Below are 15,709 nucleotides of genomic sequence, written 5' to 3' on the forward strand. Positions count from 1 at the left end.
ATTAGCCGGCACGAGCGATAACATTTTCCGTAGTGGACAACAAGGCAGTGCCGCCCTTGTAGGAAGGCAAGCCGGTCAGTACGCCGTCGAAGTCGCGCAGTGCCTCGCCTATCTCGACGCCGTCGGCGCCGAGGCGGAACTGGCGAATCGAGCGTTCGTGCGCATTCGCACGGCTCTTGACCGCGGCGATCGCGGTCAACACCTCGCCACCGTGCTCGAAGTAGCGGAACAACACCACTACGTCGCTGAGGTAACTGATGTCGATATCGTTCTGCACTTCGCCGATGATGCCGTGCTGACCCAGCACCAGCAGCGTGATGGCGCCCTTCTGGTTTAGATAACCGAGCAGCTCGTGCATCTGCAGCAGCAGATAGCGCTCGCCCGGCATGGCTTGCAGATAGGCATTGAGACTGTCGATCGCGACGTACTTCATGTTGCGGTTCTCGACAGCATCGCGCACGTCCGCCGCAAATTCTCCTGGCGAGAGTTCCGCCGGATCGATCTGGCGCACGTGCAACAGTCCTGCATCGATATGCGGTTGCAGGTCCATGCCGAGATTCGAGCAGCGTAGCAACAGCGTGCTGAGCGTCTCGTCGAACAGGTAGTAGACACAGCGCTCGCCGCGCTTGAGCGCCGCGATCAGGCACGACACCACCGTCGTGGTCTTGCCGACGCCCGACGGCCCGATCATGAGCGCGCTGGTGCCCGGAATCAGGCCGCCGCCGAGCAGCGTGTTCAAGCGCTCGCTGCCGGTGCTGAGCGCATGCGAATCGAACTTCGCATGGTGCTCGGCCGCGACCAGACGCGGATAGACCTTGATGCCGCCGGTATCGAGCGAGAAGTCGTGATAGCCCTCGCGAAACTTGATGCCGCGCATCTTGGCGATCCGCAGACGGCGCCGGTTGCCGCCGTAGTCGTGCGCCATGCTGTCCAGACTGATCACGCCATGCGCGATGCTATGCAATTGCAGATCGCCAGGCTCCGCCGTGTTGTCGTCGAGCAGCAGCACCGTGCATTCGCGGGTGGCCAGATAGCGCTTCAACGCCAGAATCTGGCGGCGGTAGCGCAGCGGGTTCTGCGACAGCAGCCGCAATTCCGACAAACTGTCCAGCACGATACGCACGGGCTTGAGTTCATCCACCTGCTGGATGACGTCGCGCACGGTCTCGCCCAGCTCGACTTCAGCGGGCTGCAGGACGGTCTGTTCGTAGCGCGGATCGAGCCCCTCGTCGGAGAGCAGTTCGACGATCTTGAACTGGCTGACATCCCAGCCGTGGCTGGCCGCGACCGAGATCAGTTCCGACTTCGTCTCGGACAGCGTGATGTAGAGACCTCTCTGCCCCTCAGCGGTGCCTTTCAGTAAAAATTGCAACGCCAGGGTGGTTTTGCCCGTCCCCGGCGCGCCCTCCACGAGGTACATCCGATGCGGCGTCAAGCCACCGCCGAGGATGTCGTCGATCCCTTCGATCCCTGAAGATAATCGCGCAGCGCGCTCGTTAGCCTTATTCTGCGTCATGGTTGTGACGTCATGGTCTGACGTGATTATTGAACATGTGCCGCCCGGGCGAGCCTCAGCAAAGGCGCTCATTCCGCCGGCCGGCGCGACAAACCGAGCAAATTGCGGGCCAACCGCGCCGGCCAGCCCTGTAACCCCCGCTCCGAAAAGGCAAATTCAGTGTTGTGAATCCATTAGGCACGGCGCTGCCTGTGACCGGGAACGATCCTTCCTAAGGTGTTTCTTACAAGCGAGAACCCAGCTGTTCCAGCCGGCCTCTCTCCCCAGGGAACTCCATGGAATCAGGAAGCGGACGCTCGATCGAAGTGGACTTTTTCCGCGGGATCGTGCTGATCGTCATCGTGCTGGATCACATTCCCGGCAGCGCGCTGTCGCATCTGATGCTGCACGCCTACGCGTTTTGCGACTCGGCCGAGGTGTTCGTGTTTCTTGGCGGCTATGCGTCGGCCGCGGCCTATACGGCGGTGCTGACACGTCGTGGTCCAGGGGCCGCGCAGATGCGCTTTGTCAAACGCTGCTGGGAGATTTACCGCGCGTATCTGCTGACCGCCGTATTGACGCTGCTGTCCGGCGCGCTGCTGGCGGTGTCTCACCTGAACCCGCCGATGGTCGCGCTGACCGGTTGGCCGCCGTTCGCCAGTCATCCTCTGCGCGAAGCGTTCGATATCCTCGTGTTGCGACGCCAGCCGTACCTATCGAGTGTCTTGCCGATGTACGTGATGTTCGCGTTGTGCGTGCCGCTCATCGTGCCGCTCGCGCGGCGTTCGGCTGTCACGGCATTGCTGCTGAGCGTGGCCGTGTGGGCCGCGGCGCGGCCGCTGGCGGCGTTCTTCAGTATTGACGACGTGATCGATTGGGCTTTCAATCCGTTTGCATGGCAACTGATGTTCGTACTCGGCATCGTGTGCCGCCTGCATCCGTTGAGCGAAGCCTTCCATGCGTCGAACACGGCGCGCTGGCTGGTACGTGCCGGCCTCGCCGCGGTGCTTGCCTTCGCCGTGGTCAAACTCTTCGTGCTGACGCAGCCGCTGCCCGGCACGTATAAACAGAATCTCTCGGTGGATCGCGTGATCAACTTTCTCGCCATTCTGTGGCTGACTACCCGCCTGGTGCGCCTCGGCAGCATCGCGTGGATTGCGGAACGCTTGCCGGCCGTAGTACGTGTCGGGCGCACCGGTCTCGTCTGTTTCGTGACCGGCACGCTGGTGTCCCTGATCGTCGATACGGCTACGCCGCATGCCTTTCGCGGCCTCACTGGCGAGCTCGTAGCGCTCAGCGGCGACCTCGTTGCGATCACCGCGATGCTCGTCATCGCACGCGGCTGGAGCGGCTGGAAAGGTGATTCGTCGCGCCCCGCCGTGACCGGCGCAGGGTGCAGATGAGCGCGGCGGTGGCAAGGACCGTATGCGTCGCCAGAACCATCCGCGCCGCAATCGTCAAGGCGCCGTACGCGATGGCCGTGCTGCTCTGCGCGATGCTTCTTCTCTTCAGGCCTCTCGATGCCGCCGCCTTGTCGTCCAGAGGCGCACTCGCCGCACAATGCACAGCGCTCGCCAGCAGCACGCTGCCTGCCCAGGTGATCGCCTTACCCACCCGCGGCGCGCGGATCGACAGCGCCGTCATGATTCCCGCCACCGCCTCGGGCAACCAGAGCGGCGAATTCTGCCGGATCACCGGCAGCATCCTGGCCCTCGACGCAAACACGCCCGATATCCATTTCGACCTGAACTTGCCGGTCAACTGGAACGGCCGCGCACTGCAGATCGGCGGCGGCGGATATGACGGCGTGGTGGTGAGCGGCACCGGCGTGATGCCGTTCTCGCCGGATCATGCGCCGCTCGCGGAAGGCTATGCGACCTTCGGCGACGACTCCGGTCACACCGGCAATTCCGCGCTCGCCAACTTCGGCCTCGTCAACGAAGCTGTGATCAATTTCGGTTACGCGCATCTGAAGAAAACCCACGATGCCGTGCTTGAACTCATCAAGCGTGCGTACGGCCGGCCGCCCGAGAAGATGTACTTTGCGGGCGGCTCGACCGGCGGCCGCGAAGGCTACACGGTCATGCAGCGTTTTGCCGACGACTACGACGGCGTGATCGCCAATTCGCCCGCGCTGAATTTTTCCGGCGTGCGCCTGCTCGGTGTGGTGCTCGGGCACGCCGAGTACGGCACGCCGGGTGGCTACCTGCCACCTGCGATGCTCGAGCGCATCTATCAACGCTCGCTGGAGATTTGCGACAAACTCGACGGCGCCGCCGACGGCATCGTCAGCGACGTGGAGGGATGCCACCAGCACGAGCAGGAGATCATTGATTCGTTGCGCTGCCCGCCATCCACGCCGTCCACGCCCGTCGCGTCATCGGGCAACAACGACGCGTGTCTGACGGAAGCGCAGATCGCGACGCTGCGCGTGCTCACCGATGGCCTGTCCCTGCCCTACCCGCTCGCGTGGAACGCGAATCGCTATGCAGGCTACAACGTGTTCGAGGGCACGCGTTTCACCAGCGCACTCGGTCTTGGACATGACCCCGTGCGCCTGCCGCTGCCCACGTTTGTTGCCAACGGCTATATGTTCACCCAGGGCGACAGTTACGTGCGCTACTTCGTCACTCAGGATGCGAAGTTCAATTCGCTGAACTTCGATCCGCTGCATCCAGGACGCTACCGGCAGCAGTTGTTCGCGCTTTCGGAAACGATCGGCGCGATGGACACCGACCTGTCGCGCTACATCGCGCACGGCGGCAAACTGATCACGCTGCAGGGCCTCGCGGACGAAGTCATCAGCCCGAACCAGACCATTGCGTACTACGAAGCGCTCAACAGGCGTTTTGGCAACGACAAGGTCGATGCGTTCATGCGCCTCTACATGGTGCCGGGTTACCAGCATGGCAATGGTGTGTTCATTCCGTCGGTCGACCTGCTCGGCGCACTCGACAATTGGGTCACGCACGGTGTGGCGCCGGAGACACTGACGGCGACGGATATCGCCTTGGCCACTAACGGGCGCACACGTCCGATCTGCCGGTATCCGACCTTTCCGCGCTATGTCGGCAAAGGCAATATCAATCGCGCAAGCAGCTTTGCCTGCGCCGAACCGTGAGCGGACCGGCGACAGGATTCCGTAGGTATCCTTACTCGCTTATCCTTAGCCGGTGTGCCTTGACTTCATTGAATTTGGGCGTACCGTTAACATTACCACCGCACGTTTGGCGAGCCGGGACTCGCAAGGAAAGACCATGGGCAACCGCTATGAGCGCTCACGCCTGTCGCGCTCGTTTACGTATAAAGGCATCCAGTACCATCCCGGCATGCTCATTGTTCTGGCCGCCCAGGTCGTCTGTCTCGCTGCCTTTTCCTTCGCCGCCAATCTGCTGAGTCAGGACAAGTGGCTAGGCATCACACTGGGCTTTAGCCTGCTGTTCGGACTGATACTCTCGCTGGGTTTTTTCGGCACCTGGAGTCAGTTCCGCGACGATATCGACCTGTGGACGTTCCTCAACACCAACCCGGTCGAATCGGCTGTAGCGATCGCCACGGCAGGTGAAGTCATCGCCATTCTGATGGTGGCGCCGTCCATTTGAGTTTCGCTGGATCTCACCGGAATTTCACCGCGAGCCACGCGCACCGTTGTCGTGCATGCGCGTGGCGTCAGTGAGTCCGTCCGTCATCGCGACGCTTACGGAATTAGCCAGAGCGCAACACCGTAAATCACCAGCGACACCACAAAGGTGACAGCCGTGTAGCCCATCACACGCTGAATGCGAATCCCCGCAATCGCTACGACGGGGACTGCCCAGAACGGCTGCAGCATATTGGAGACGTTCTCGGCCATCGCCACGCCCATCGCGGTACGCGGTACGGATGCATGCAGGCTCAGCGCCGCCGGCAGCACGAACGGCCCCTGCACGGCCCAGTGCCCGCCCGCGCTCGGAATCAGCAGCGTAATGATCAGCGAACTCAGATAGCTCAGCACCGGCAGCGTCACCGGTGTGGCAATCGCCACGAAGGTCTTGGCAATCGTCGATGCGAGGCCCGTCCCCGTCATGATGCCCATGATGCCGCCGTACACCGGATATTGCAGCAGCATCGAACCGGTTTGCCGCGCGGCGCGGCGGATCGCATCGGCGTAGGCGATGGGAGTGCGCTGCAGCGCGAGCCCCACCAGCAGGAAGATCAGGATCGTCGTGTTGATGTCGAGTTCGAAGCCCTTCGCAGACCAGGTCATCGCCAGATAACCGATGCCCAGCACGAGCAGGATCAGCGTGCCCAGCATCGAGCGCTCGGCGCGGGCGGCGAGCGAAGTCGGCGACGCGCCACGCGCATGCGGATCGGCGTCCGCCTGGGCTTGCGCGCTGCCATTCGTAGCGGCGCCCGCTTCCGGCGCGGTTTCGCTAAAAGCGACCACGTGTTCAGGCTTCGGGTGCATCCGGATGAAGATCGCCGTCATGACCACCACCACCAGCACAGTCGGAATGAAGACGAACGGGGCGAACACAGTCTGGCTCAGCGGAATCACCTGTCCGGTGGCTTTCTCCACCAGGTTCAAGGCATTGCCATGCGAAGCCTGCGACAACGCGATCGAACTCGACAGCCCGCTGTTACAGACCGACCAGGCCGAATAGCTGCCCGCAACGAGCCACGCAAAGTCCACTTTCACGCGCTTCGCGATTTCGCGCGACAGCAACGCGCCGACGATCAGACCAAGCCCCCAGTTCAACCATGCGGCCACCGCGACGATCGGAAAGACCAGCAGCGCGGCGCGTGCTGGTGTGCTCACGCCGGCTGCCATCGCCCGCAGACCGCGTTGTACGAGCGGCGCCTCGGCGATGGCGTAACCCGTCGCCAGAATCAGGATCATCTGCAGCGCGAAGCCCAGAATGTTGAAGGTACCGCCATACCAGGACGTCAGGATCACGGGGACAGTGGCGTGCGGCGCAAAGGCGAACGCCAGCAGAATGACGACCACGGTCAGACCGATTGACAGGACGAACGGGTCCGGCATAACCTGCTCGAACACGTAGACGAGCCCGGCTACGATGCCGCGCCGGCGTTCGCTGGGATGGGGGTGTGGGTGGGTTGGTCCAGTTCCGTTGTTATCCATGATGTCTCTTCCTCTCGCCGCGTCTCGCCGGAGCGGCATCTCTCAAGAACCGAGCCTCGAACGAAGAACGCCGAGGGCCGGCAAATGCAGCATACGCGCACGACTGTGCGCTGTAATCGCGGCAAGAACCCTACCTGATTTTCATATTTGCTGCTCTGAGGACGGCAGCACGCGCCGCGGCGCTCGCGGCGGCGGCGTGTCGTGCAGGCAGATGGCCCGCAAGGTGCGCAGAGAGGTGCAGCGAGGGACAGTAAACGACTGAGGGCAGCCGCCGGCTGCCCTCGTTTTGCGACTTGATGCGAGACTTAGAACGCCGTCCCGATCTGGAACTGGAACTTCTGGTACTGGTCGCCGGAGTGCTTGACGAGCGGGAAGCCAAGGCTGAGCTTGAGCGGCCCGATCGGCGAGATCCACGCGAGACCCGCACCATACGCATAGCGCAGGCCATTCGCGCCGATACTGCTGCCTTCGTCGCCCCAGACGTTACCGCCGTCGAAGAACGTGAAGACGCGCAGCGTGCGATCGTAGCCGGTGCCCGGCAGCGGGAACGTCAGTTCGATGTTACCCACCAGCATCTTCGAACCGCCGATCGGATCGCCCGTGGTCGCATCGCGCGGACCCAGCGAGCTCGGCTCGTAGCCGCGCACCGAACCGATACCGCCGGCGTAGTAGTTCTTGAAAATCGGGAACGGCTTGCCATCGAGACCGTTACCATAACCGCCCTGGAAGTTCAGGCCCAGCACGAAGCCGCGCGCGAACGAGTAGTAATACTGTGCCTGCAGGTCGGCCTTATAGTAAGGCGTACTGCCGATCGGCGAGCCCCATTCGGCGTTCGCCTGCGTGAAGTAACCGCGGCTCGGCACCAGCGCGCTGTCGCGATTGTCGCGCGACCAGCCGATCGTCAGCGGCACGTTGTTCGACACGCGGCCGAAGTCGTTCACGTAGTCGATATAGCTTTGCGGCGTAGTGGCGTCGACGTCGAGACGGTTCTGTTCGAAGCCGAGACCGAAGTACACCATGTCCGATTCGGAGAACGGAATGCCGAACTTCATATCCGCGCCTGCGGTGATGATCCGAAAGCTCGTGTCGGTCGTGTTCGAGTAGTACAGCGGCTCGCTGGTACGGTAGTAGACGTCGGTAATACGCTTGATGCCGTCCACCGTAAAGTACGGGTCGACCTGCGTGACTGTCAGCGTACGGAACGTCGTTGCGGTATTCACGTTCACCGCGAGACTGGTGCCCGAACCGAACACGTTGTCCTGCGACACGCCTGCCGAAATGATCGGGCCTTCGCCGGAACCGTAGCCAAGACCGAGAGTAACGGAGCCAGTCGGCTTTTCCGTGACCTTCACGTCGACGTCCACCTGGTCCGCCGTGCCTTCGACCGGTATCGTCGTCACATCGACATCGGTGAAGTAGCCGAGACGGTTGATCCGGTCTTTCGACAGCGCCAGACGGCTCGAATCGAACCACGAGCTTTCGAGCTGGCGCATTTCGCGGCGCACGACTTCGTCGCGCGTGCGGGTGTTGCCGATAATGTTGATGCGGCGCACGTAGACGCGGCGGCTCGGATCCACCTGCAGCGTCAGGTCGACGGTATGGTGCAGCTGGTCGATCTGCGGCTGCGCATTCACCGTGGCGAACGCGTAACCGTATTCACCGAGCTTGTCGACCACGGCCTTCGTGGCAGCCTTCAGCTTGGCAGCCGAGAAACGGTCGCCCGCCTTGATCTTGACCAGCTTCGAAAGCTCGGCCTCGCGGTCCAGCAGATTGCCGGCCAGATGGATGCCCGAAATCGTGTACGGCTCGCCCTCATGCAGGGTGAGCGTGAGGTACATGTCCTTCTTGTCCGGCGACAGCGAGACCTGAGTCGAGTCAATGTTGAACTCGAGGTAGCCGCGATCCAGATAGTACGAGCGGATGTTCTCGAGGTCGGTGGTCAGCTTGTCTTTCGAGTACAGGTCGTTCTTCGTGTACCACGAGAACCAGTTAGGCGTGGACTGCTGCATTTCATCGCGCAGCGTGCCGTCGCTGAACACCTTGTTACCGATGAAGTTGACCTGGCGGATCTTCGCGCTCGGACCTTCGATCACCGAGAACAGCAGACCGACGCGGTCGCGGTCGATCGGCGTGACCGTGGTCGTGACTTCGGCTGCGTAGTAGCCGTGCGTCAGGTACTGGCGTTTCAGTTCCTGCTGGGCGCGGTCGACGAGCGACTTGTCGTAATAGCGGCCCAGCGACAAACCGACCGAGTTCAGCGCCTTGTTCAGGTTGTCCTTGTCGAATTCGTGCAGGCCCGAGAAATCGATGGTGCCGATTGCCGGACGTTCCTGCACCTGCACGACGACGACGTTACCTTCGGTCGAAATCTTGACGTCGTTGAAGAAGCCCGTCGCGTACAGCGCACGGATGGCCTGCGAGGCCTTGTCGTCAGTGAAAGTGTCGCCCTGCTTGATGGGCAGGTACGCGAAGACGGTATTCGGTTCGACGCGTTGCAAGCCTTCGAGCCGGATGTCGCGAACCACAAAAGAGTCGGTGGCAAAGGCCGAGGCTGCTGTGACGCTCAGGCCGATAAATGTCAGCGCCCTGGCGCTGCGGGCCGATAGTGTTTGAACCTTCATGCAGGATAAGCGACAAGATTTCAATGCAACATGGGAACCGCCGCCGCTTGTTTTTCCAATCTCTGGCCCACGGCGCGGATGGGTGATGTCTCTTGGGTCTACCGCAGTCTGATGCCGGAGGTATCACCTTCGCACGGCATCGCACACTTCACGCTCTGTTTCTCGTGCCGAGCAGGTCAGGAGTATAGAACGGTTTTGTGGCTGCGGGACTTACTTCGATTACATGCGGACTACTTCCAACTTATTACAGATTCATACATTCCCTGCGGTCATACTTACGCTCTGCCGCCAATTTTCGAGAAGTTGCATACCATAACACGAAAAATATGCGACGCAACATCTGCCAGGTGGTAGCCCCCGACCGAACGGTTCTTAACGCAAGGATTCGCCCTGAAGGAGAGGATTACCCAACATGGGCGAATGTTTCGGACCGCAAATTTTGCCAGAAGACGCCGCCGGAGAACACCCCCAGCAGAAGGCAAAACGTAATATTCAGGCAGCCCCGATCGTAAACCAATTTGCGCGCCATTTTGGCACAAGGCTGTCGATTGATTCGAAAAATTTCTCGAACCGGCCGTCCGATGGTTGCGAGAAAAAGACGAAACCGCGTGCCAAAACTCATGCCCCCAGCGGCGCAAGCAGGTTGCGCAGTGCCGACAGACTGAGAGGACGCGCGAACCAGTACCCCTGCACCTCGTCACAACCCAGTTCGCGCAGGCGCTCGGCCTGCTCTTCGGTCTCCACGCCTTCCGCCGTGACGCGGAGCTTTAACGCGTGGGCCATCGCGATGATGGCGCCGACGAGCGCCGCACATTGCGGGTCGCTCATCATCCGGATGACGAACGAGCGGTCCACCTTGAGCCGGTTCAGGGGAAAGCGCGTCAGATAGGCCAGACTCGAATAGCCCGTACCGAAATCGTCCACCGCCACTTCGACGCCGAGCTTGCGCAGCGCATGCAGCGTGCGCAACGCTTCCTCGGTGTCGCCGAGCAGGACGCCTTCGGTGATTTCCACTTCGAGATAGGACGGATCGAGCGCCGCGTCGTGCAGCGCGCTTTCGATGGTCGCCAGCAGATTCTGCCGCTGGAACTGCTGGGGCGACACATTCACTGCCACCCGCGGCAGGCTGCCGGTGAGCCGCAACAGCTTGCCAGCATCGCGGCAGGCGGTCCGAATCACCCATTCGCCGATCCGTTCGATCAGACCCGCCTCCTCCGCGACCGGGATGAACTCGACCGGGCTGATCGGGCCGCGTTGCGGATGATTCCAGCGCAACAGGGTCTCGACCTGGGCGATGCGCCCGGTCGCAAGCGTGATCTGCGGCTGATAGACCAGATGCAGTTGCTGCCGGTCGAGCGCATCGCGCAGCATGGTTTCGAGTTCGAAGCGGCGCGCGGCCTGTCCTTCGAGCGCCGCTGAAAAGCGCCGCATCACGTTGCCGCCCGCGCCGCTCGCCGCGGACAACGCGACGTTGGCGCGCCGCATCAGCGTCGGCACATCGTCGCCGTGTTCCGCGCTGTGTTCCGGATACGCCGCGCAGCCGATGCTTGCGGTCACCGTGATCGTCGTGCCCGAGCAGTCGATCGGCTCGGCAACGCGTGCCAGCGCTGCAGCGGCCAGGGCGTCGACCGCCGCGCCCGTCTCGTTGACCAGTAGCGCGAATTGCGTGCCGCTGACCGAGGCAATCGTGCCCTCGTTGGCAATCAGGCCGCGCAGGCGCTCGCCGACAATTTGCAGTACGAGCTCAGCCGCGTAGGAGCCAAGCGCATCGCGCAGCTTGCGCAGGGAGTTCAGTTCGACGAGCAGCACGGTAAAGCCCGTGCCGTCGCGGCGGCAACGCGCCAGCGTCAGATCGAGCCGCTCGGTGAAGAGGGTCTGGTTCGGCAGGCGCGTCACGCCGTCATGGTGCGAGACGTACCAGAGGCGGGCTTCGGACTGGGCGTAGCGCGTCATCTCGACGGCCATGCCTACGTAGCTTGCGCAATCGTCCTTCGCGCGGCTATCGAAGGCAAGCGGTTCGTCCGCGGATTGGAGCCGTTGTGGCACCGTTTCGCCGGCCGGCCAGGGCGACACGGCCAGCATGACCGACATACGCGTGTTGTTGCGGCGGATGTAGGTCCATTCGCTTTCGTAGCGGGTCGGGGCCATCAACGAACCCGGCGACACGGAACCCGGCGTGCCCACGCCCCAGTTCCCAACGCCGGGCAATTCGCTGCGGCGCCGCGCGAGTTCCGCCGGGTCGTGCAACGAATCGAAACTGCGGCGGCCGATCAGCTCCTCCGCCCGATACCCGGTCAGTTGCTCGAAGGCGGCGTTGACGTAGCGGAAGGTGCCGTCCGCCGTATAGATGAACGCGCCGTAGGGTGCGGCGTCGAGTGCGCTGTTCTGCACAGGCGCCGCGGCTTTGCGATCGTGGTGCATAGCCGCCCCTTCAGCACGTAGGCCTGTCCGAGCCAGGCCAGGCGTGCGCACCTGGGACAAAACTCGGATGTAAGCGCCCGTTCATAGCTCTTCCGCCCTCTCTCTCAATATTTATTTGAATCATGACACCTGCGACCGGAAGGCAGGCTGAGTTCAGCCTCTAGCCGACCGGCGGCCGCGAGCATTCATTTGTCACGGCTTGCGGCACGTGGCGTCGCTCGAAATTCATCCTCGAGATTCGCAACATGATGCTCTGCACAAATCTCATCATAACGGCTTCTGTTTAGCCATCCGCATTTACGCCGTAACGACACAACACAACGCAAGCCGGCGCGCAAAATTTCCCGGCGGCCGTGTCGATTGTCCGTCTGTTCGCTCGTCGTGTTGATGAAGCCCTGCTGAAAACGGCTGGGCCTTCTGACTCGTCAACCCGCCCATTCGAGGAGCGACCACCATGTCTGCAGCCGCTGTGAAACCGATTCCGGAAGGAATGCATTCGCTCACCCCGCATCTGATTTGCGCCGGCGCCGCCGACGCGATCAGGTTTTACACGGAGGCCTTCGGCGCTGTCGAGCAGTTCCGCTTGCCTGGTCCGGAAGGCAAATTGATGCACGCATGCGTGAAGATCGGCGACTCGATGCTCATGCTGGTCGACGAAATGGCCGGCTGCTCGATGCTCGGACCGAAGTCGCTGAAAGGCTCGCCGGTCGCGATTCACCTGTACGTCACGAACGTCGACGCTACCGTCGAGCAAGCGGCCGCGGCCGGCGCCCGTGTCACGATGCCGCCCGCCGATATGTTCTGGGGCGACCGCTTCGCCCAGCTCGAAGATCCGTTCGGGCACCGCTGGTCGGTGGCGACGCACACGCGCGATGTGTCGATGGAAGAAATGCAGGAAGCCGTCCGCGCGATGCAGTAGTTTTCAACGCGCTGTTTAAAGCGCGATTTAAAGTGCTGTTTGACGCGCTTTTTTAACGCACCACCGCATCGAACGAAAACGTGCCGAGCGCCGCGCGCACTTCATCCAGCGTGGCCTGGGTCACGTCTTTCGCTCGCTGCGTACCTTCGCGCAGCATATCGAACACGTGGCCCGGATCGCGCGCGAGCTGTTCGCGCCGCTCCCGAATCGGTGCGATCAAAGCCTGCAGCTGCTCCTCGAGACGGCGCTTGACCACCATGTCGCCGAGGCCGCCCGCGCGATACTCGGCCTTCAGGCGCTCGACGGTAGCGCGATCCTCGTCGAAGGCGTCGAGATACGTGAAGACCACGTTGCCCTCCACGGTGCCGGGATCGGAGGCGCGCAGATGGTTCGGATCGGTGTACATGCTTTTGACCGAATCGCGGATCGCGTCGGCAGAGGACGAAAGCGGGATCGAGTTGCCCTGCGACTTGCTCATCTTCGCCTTGCCGTCGACGCCGGGCAGGCGGCCCATGGCCGGAATCAACGCTTCTGCTTCGGGCAGCACGTCCTTGCCGACCTGACGGTTGATACGGCGCACGATCTCGTTGGTCTGTTCGATCAACGGCGCCTGGTCTTCGCCAACTGGCACGACATGCGCCCTGAAACCGGTGATGTCGGCAGCCTGAGCGACCGGATAGCAAAGAAAGCCCGCCGGAATATCGCGGCCGAAACCGCGCGCCTGAATCTCCTCCTTGATGGTCGGGTTGCGCTCGAGGCGCGCGACGGTCACGAAGTTCAGATACAGCAGGGTCAACTCGGCGAGCGCGGGGAGAGCCGACTGGACGGCGATCGTGGTCTTGCGAGGATCGATGCCGACCGCCAGATAGTCGAGCGCGACTTCCAGCACGTTGCGGCGCACCTTGTCGGGATCGTGCGCGTTATCGGTCATGGCTTGCGTGTCCGCGAGCAGCACGAACTGCTGATGCGTCTCCTGCAACGCAAGACGGGTTTTCAGCGAGCCGACATAGTGGCCAAGATGGAGCGCGCCGGTGGGACGGTCGCCAGTGAGGACGGTACGGCGCGGGGAGGTGGTGCTGTCTTGCATAAACGGGCTCTCTTGAAACGCCGCCGCAGGACAGGCTAACCGGGGATACAGCACCATGTCAGCCAGACTGCGGCGGCCATGGTCGTAGTAAAGACGTGACGATGCCGCTCCTTCAGGAGCGCCACCAGGCGTGAAGCAGGGAAAGGTTCATTGGCTGCATGGCGTAAGGATGCCATATCTGGATAGGGGTTGCCAACGGACCCGTTTATGCCGCCTTTACCTCAGCCAATAGTTCTGGATGACGATCCAGCACCTTGAGCAGTTTCACTAGCGCCAACGGTGGCTTGGTTTTCCCGTTTTCATAGCGCGAAAAGGCATTGATGCCGCCACCGAAAATCTCCGCTGCTTCTCGCTGGTCCAGCGCGAGTTTCTTGCGAACGCTGGCAATGAACACCGGGTCGACGATCGACGCGTTGACCTGCTTGTTGAACTCAAGCATGGCCGCGCTGGTACGCGCCGACTCGGCCACATCCAGCACGGCTTCGCCACAGGCTGGGCAAAAGTCGCCGGTCACTGCAGGGATGACCGTCGACTCTCCTTTGTACACGTACGGCAGATCCCGCGTGTCACGCACCAGTTTCGCCGCCGCGCAAAATGGGCACTTCATGTTCGTAATTCCTTGAATGAGACGATGAGGACGTCGTCAACCACGGTGAGTTTCAGATAGACCTCTCCTGCCGGCGTGGTCGGACGGTACACGTCTTGCCAGACTCGATGATCGCCATACGTCGTCATGCTTTTATAGAAGTCGGCAGAGGTCAAATCCATCAAAACAGCGAGTATTCCGTCGAAATCGATACCCAGCGCAGCGGCACCTCTGAGCGCTGAAAAGGTTGACCGGACCTTTTTCGCCCGAATCAAGGCTTTGACAATGGACAACTTGCAATGCGGACTGTTCTTTTCCATCCAAGACTAACCTAGTTGGTTATATTTGGCAAGTAGGTTAGTCTTGGTGATTACATTCACTCGCAACCCCGACAGAGCCCTCCGTTCGCTTTTGCATCTCGCACCTTACATCGAGCACTGCTGTGCATACTCATTGCGCGAAACGCATTAGCCACGCCACGACAATCGACCACCCGACTTCAACAGGTGGAGCGGCCAAATTGCAAAGGAGAACATATCAAACTTCAGGGTAGATCGAATGTCTCGAAATTCGATCTGACGAGATAAAACAACATCCTCGCGCGTGCCTCAAGCCGACGGCGCAATCGCCGTCTCCGATTCCGGCGCGCAATGCACATTGAAGCTGACCAGCTTGGTCGGCCCAAACGTATTGCTCAATGCCACGTCCGCTGCATCGCGCCCGTGCGCCATCAACACCCTGCCCGTGCGTTGCACGTTATTGCGCGGATCGAATGTCTGCCAGGTACCGCCCAGATAAGCCTCGAACCATGCAGCAAAGTCCATTGCGGAATACGGTGGCGGCACCCCGATGTCGCTGATATAGCCCGTGCAATAACGCGCCGGAATATTCATCGCGCGACACAGCGCGACACCCAGATGCGCGAAGTCGCGGCACACGCCGGTCCGCTCATTCCATGCCTGCCAGGCGGTTTTCGTCGGCCGCGCGTGATGGTAGCCAAACACGATATGACGATGCACGTAATCGCAGATCGCCTGCACACGCGGACGCCCGAGTGGCGTCTTGCCGAACAGACGCCACGCGAGATCGCTTAGCAGATCGGTCTCGCAATAGCGGCTGCCAAGCAGATACACGAGCGTCTCACTGGGCAGCTCTTCGACCGGATGCTGATAGCCGTTCGGCTCGATCGTTTCCGGCTCGGCGGAAATCTCGAGCACGGCCGTGGTCGACAGTGCAATCTGTCCCGCCGGCGCGACGATGCGGCTGCACAGATTGCCGAAGCCGTCGCGATACTGCGTAATCGGAACCGGTGGATCGACCTTCAGCACATCGGCGCTCAAGACATCCTGCACACGCGAGTAGTGGGTGTTCAACATCAGCAGCATCGGAGTGGCTTGCTCACACTCGTAGACCAGTTCGTAACCAACGCGCAATTTCATCGCCCCATCCTCGCCTCAA

At 61.7% G+C, this 15,709-nt stretch carries 12 protein-coding genes; 4 read left to right on the forward strand and 8 right to left on the reverse strand.

Annotation, left to right across the window (positions count from 1 at the left end):
* Position 1 precedes the first annotated feature (1 nt).
* A complete protein-coding gene (locus P3T24_RS27265; protein WP_074265370.1) occupies positions 2-1,516 on the reverse strand; it encodes an ATPase domain-containing protein in 1,515 nt (504 codons plus the stop codon).
* Positions 1,517-1,791: 275 nt separating this feature from the next.
* On the opposite strand from P3T24_RS27265, the gene P3T24_RS27270 reads away from it, so the two are divergent.
* The 3 genes from P3T24_RS27270 to P3T24_RS27280 all read left to right on the forward strand — a co-directional run bounded on the left by P3T24_RS27270 (position 1,792) and on the right by P3T24_RS27280 (position 5,097).
* Positions 1,792-2,898, forward strand: coding sequence for an OpgC domain-containing protein (locus P3T24_RS27270; protein ID WP_429286246.1), 1,107 nt, complete (start codon positions 1,792-1,794; stop codon positions 2,896-2,898).
* Between the two features lie 71 nt (positions 2,899-2,969).
* The gene (locus tag P3T24_RS27275) at positions 2,970-4,616 is read left to right on the forward strand and encodes a tannase/feruloyl esterase family alpha/beta hydrolase (protein ID WP_429439788.1); all 1,647 of its coding nucleotides are present in this window, start codon (positions 2,970-2,972) and stop codon (positions 4,614-4,616) included.
* 136 nt (positions 4,617-4,752) lie between these two features.
* A complete protein-coding gene (locus P3T24_RS27280; protein ID WP_083611450.1) occupies positions 4,753-5,097 on the forward strand; it encodes a hypothetical protein in 345 nt (114 codons plus the stop codon).
* A gap of 95 nt (positions 5,098-5,192) precedes the next feature.
* Here P3T24_RS27280 and P3T24_RS27285 read toward each other — a convergent pair whose 3' ends face one another.
* The 3 genes from P3T24_RS27285 to P3T24_RS27295 form a co-directional block, all read right to left on the reverse strand.
* A complete protein-coding gene (locus P3T24_RS27285; protein WP_429439509.1) occupies positions 5,193-6,617 on the reverse strand; it encodes a short-chain fatty acid transporter in 1,425 nt (474 codons plus the stop codon).
* Positions 6,618-6,922: 305 nt separating this feature from the next.
* A complete protein-coding gene (gene bamA, locus P3T24_RS27290) occupies positions 6,923-9,238 on the reverse strand; it encodes an outer membrane protein assembly factor BamA (RefSeq protein WP_083611451.1) in 2,316 nt (771 codons plus the stop codon).
* A 618-nt stretch (positions 9,239-9,856) separates the two neighbouring features.
* On the reverse strand, positions 9,857-11,659 hold the full coding sequence (locus tag P3T24_RS27295) for an EAL domain-containing protein (protein ID WP_429439511.1): 1,803 nt from the start codon (positions 11,657-11,659) through the stop codon (positions 9,857-9,859).
* 454 nt (positions 11,660-12,113) lie between these two features.
* Between P3T24_RS27295 and P3T24_RS27300 the strand changes: the two genes are divergently transcribed.
* Positions 12,114-12,578: a VOC family protein gene (locus P3T24_RS27300; protein ID WP_429439514.1), complete on the forward strand. Its 465-nt coding sequence runs from the start codon at positions 12,114-12,116 to the stop codon at positions 12,576-12,578.
* Between the two features lie 52 nt (positions 12,579-12,630).
* Here the strand turns inward: P3T24_RS27300 and trpS are convergent, their stop codons facing one another.
* The 4 genes from trpS to P3T24_RS27320 form a co-directional block, all read right to left on the reverse strand.
* Positions 12,631-13,665, reverse strand: coding sequence for a tryptophan--tRNA ligase (trpS, locus tag P3T24_RS27305; protein ID WP_429439517.1), 1,035 nt, complete (start codon positions 13,663-13,665; stop codon positions 12,631-12,633).
* Positions 13,666-13,870: 205 nt separating this feature from the next.
* The gene (locus P3T24_RS27310) at positions 13,871-14,272 is read right to left on the reverse strand and encodes a type II toxin-antitoxin system MqsA family antitoxin (RefSeq protein WP_429286250.1); all 402 of its coding nucleotides are present in this window, start codon (positions 14,270-14,272) and stop codon (positions 13,871-13,873) included.
* Entirely contained in the window at positions 14,269-14,571 is a 303-nt protein-coding gene (locus P3T24_RS27315) for a type II toxin-antitoxin system MqsR family toxin (protein ID WP_429439519.1), read from the reverse strand. Before P3T24_RS27315 ends, P3T24_RS27310 begins: the two co-directional genes overlap by 4 nt.
* Positions 14,572-14,859: 288 nt before the next feature.
* Positions 14,860-15,690, reverse strand: coding sequence for a transglutaminase-like domain-containing protein (locus P3T24_RS27320; protein WP_429439522.1), 831 nt, complete (start codon positions 15,688-15,690; stop codon positions 14,860-14,862).
* Positions 15,691-15,709 lie beyond the last annotated feature (19 nt).

This window comes from Paraburkholderia sp. GAS33, from assembly GCF_050436645.1.
GTDB classification, from domain to species: Bacteria; Pseudomonadota; Gammaproteobacteria; order Burkholderiales; family Burkholderiaceae; genus Paraburkholderia; species Paraburkholderia phenazinium_B.

Coding starts and splice junctions, on each gene's coding strand:
- P3T24_RS27265 (WP_074265370.1), bottom strand. CDS start 1,516: ATGACGCAGAATAAGGCTAACGAGCGCGCTGCGCGATTATCTTCAGGG.
- P3T24_RS27270 (WP_429286246.1), top strand. CDS start 1,792: ATGGAATCAGGAAGCGGACGCTCGATCGAAGTGGACTTTTTCCGCGGG.
- P3T24_RS27275 (WP_429439788.1), top strand. CDS start 2,970: ATGGCCGTGCTGCTCTGCGCGATGCTTCTTCTCTTCAGGCCTCTCGAT.
- P3T24_RS27280 (WP_083611450.1), top strand. CDS start 4,753: ATGGGCAACCGCTATGAGCGCTCACGCCTGTCGCGCTCGTTTACGTAT.
- P3T24_RS27285 (WP_429439509.1), bottom strand. CDS start 6,617: ATGGATAACAACGGAACTGGACCAACCCACCCACACCCCCATCCCAGC.
- bamA (WP_083611451.1), bottom strand. CDS start 9,238: ATGAAGGTTCAAACACTATCGGCCCGCAGCGCCAGGGCGCTGACATTT.
- P3T24_RS27295 (WP_429439511.1), bottom strand. CDS start 11,659: ATGCACCACGATCGCAAAGCCGCGGCGCCTGTGCAGAACAGCGCACTC.
- P3T24_RS27300 (WP_429439514.1), top strand. CDS start 12,114: ATGTCTGCAGCCGCTGTGAAACCGATTCCGGAAGGAATGCATTCGCTC.
- trpS (WP_429439517.1), bottom strand. CDS start 13,665: ATGCAAGACAGCACCACCTCCCCGCGCCGTACCGTCCTCACTGGCGAC.
- P3T24_RS27310 (WP_429286250.1), bottom strand. CDS start 14,272: ATGAAGTGCCCATTTTGCGCGGCGGCGAAACTGGTGCGTGACACGCGG.
- P3T24_RS27315 (WP_429439519.1), bottom strand. CDS start 14,571: ATGGAAAAGAACAGTCCGCATTGCAAGTTGTCCATTGTCAAAGCCTTG.
- P3T24_RS27320 (WP_429439522.1), bottom strand. CDS start 15,690: ATGAAATTGCGCGTTGGTTACGAACTGGTCTACGAGTGTGAGCAAGCC.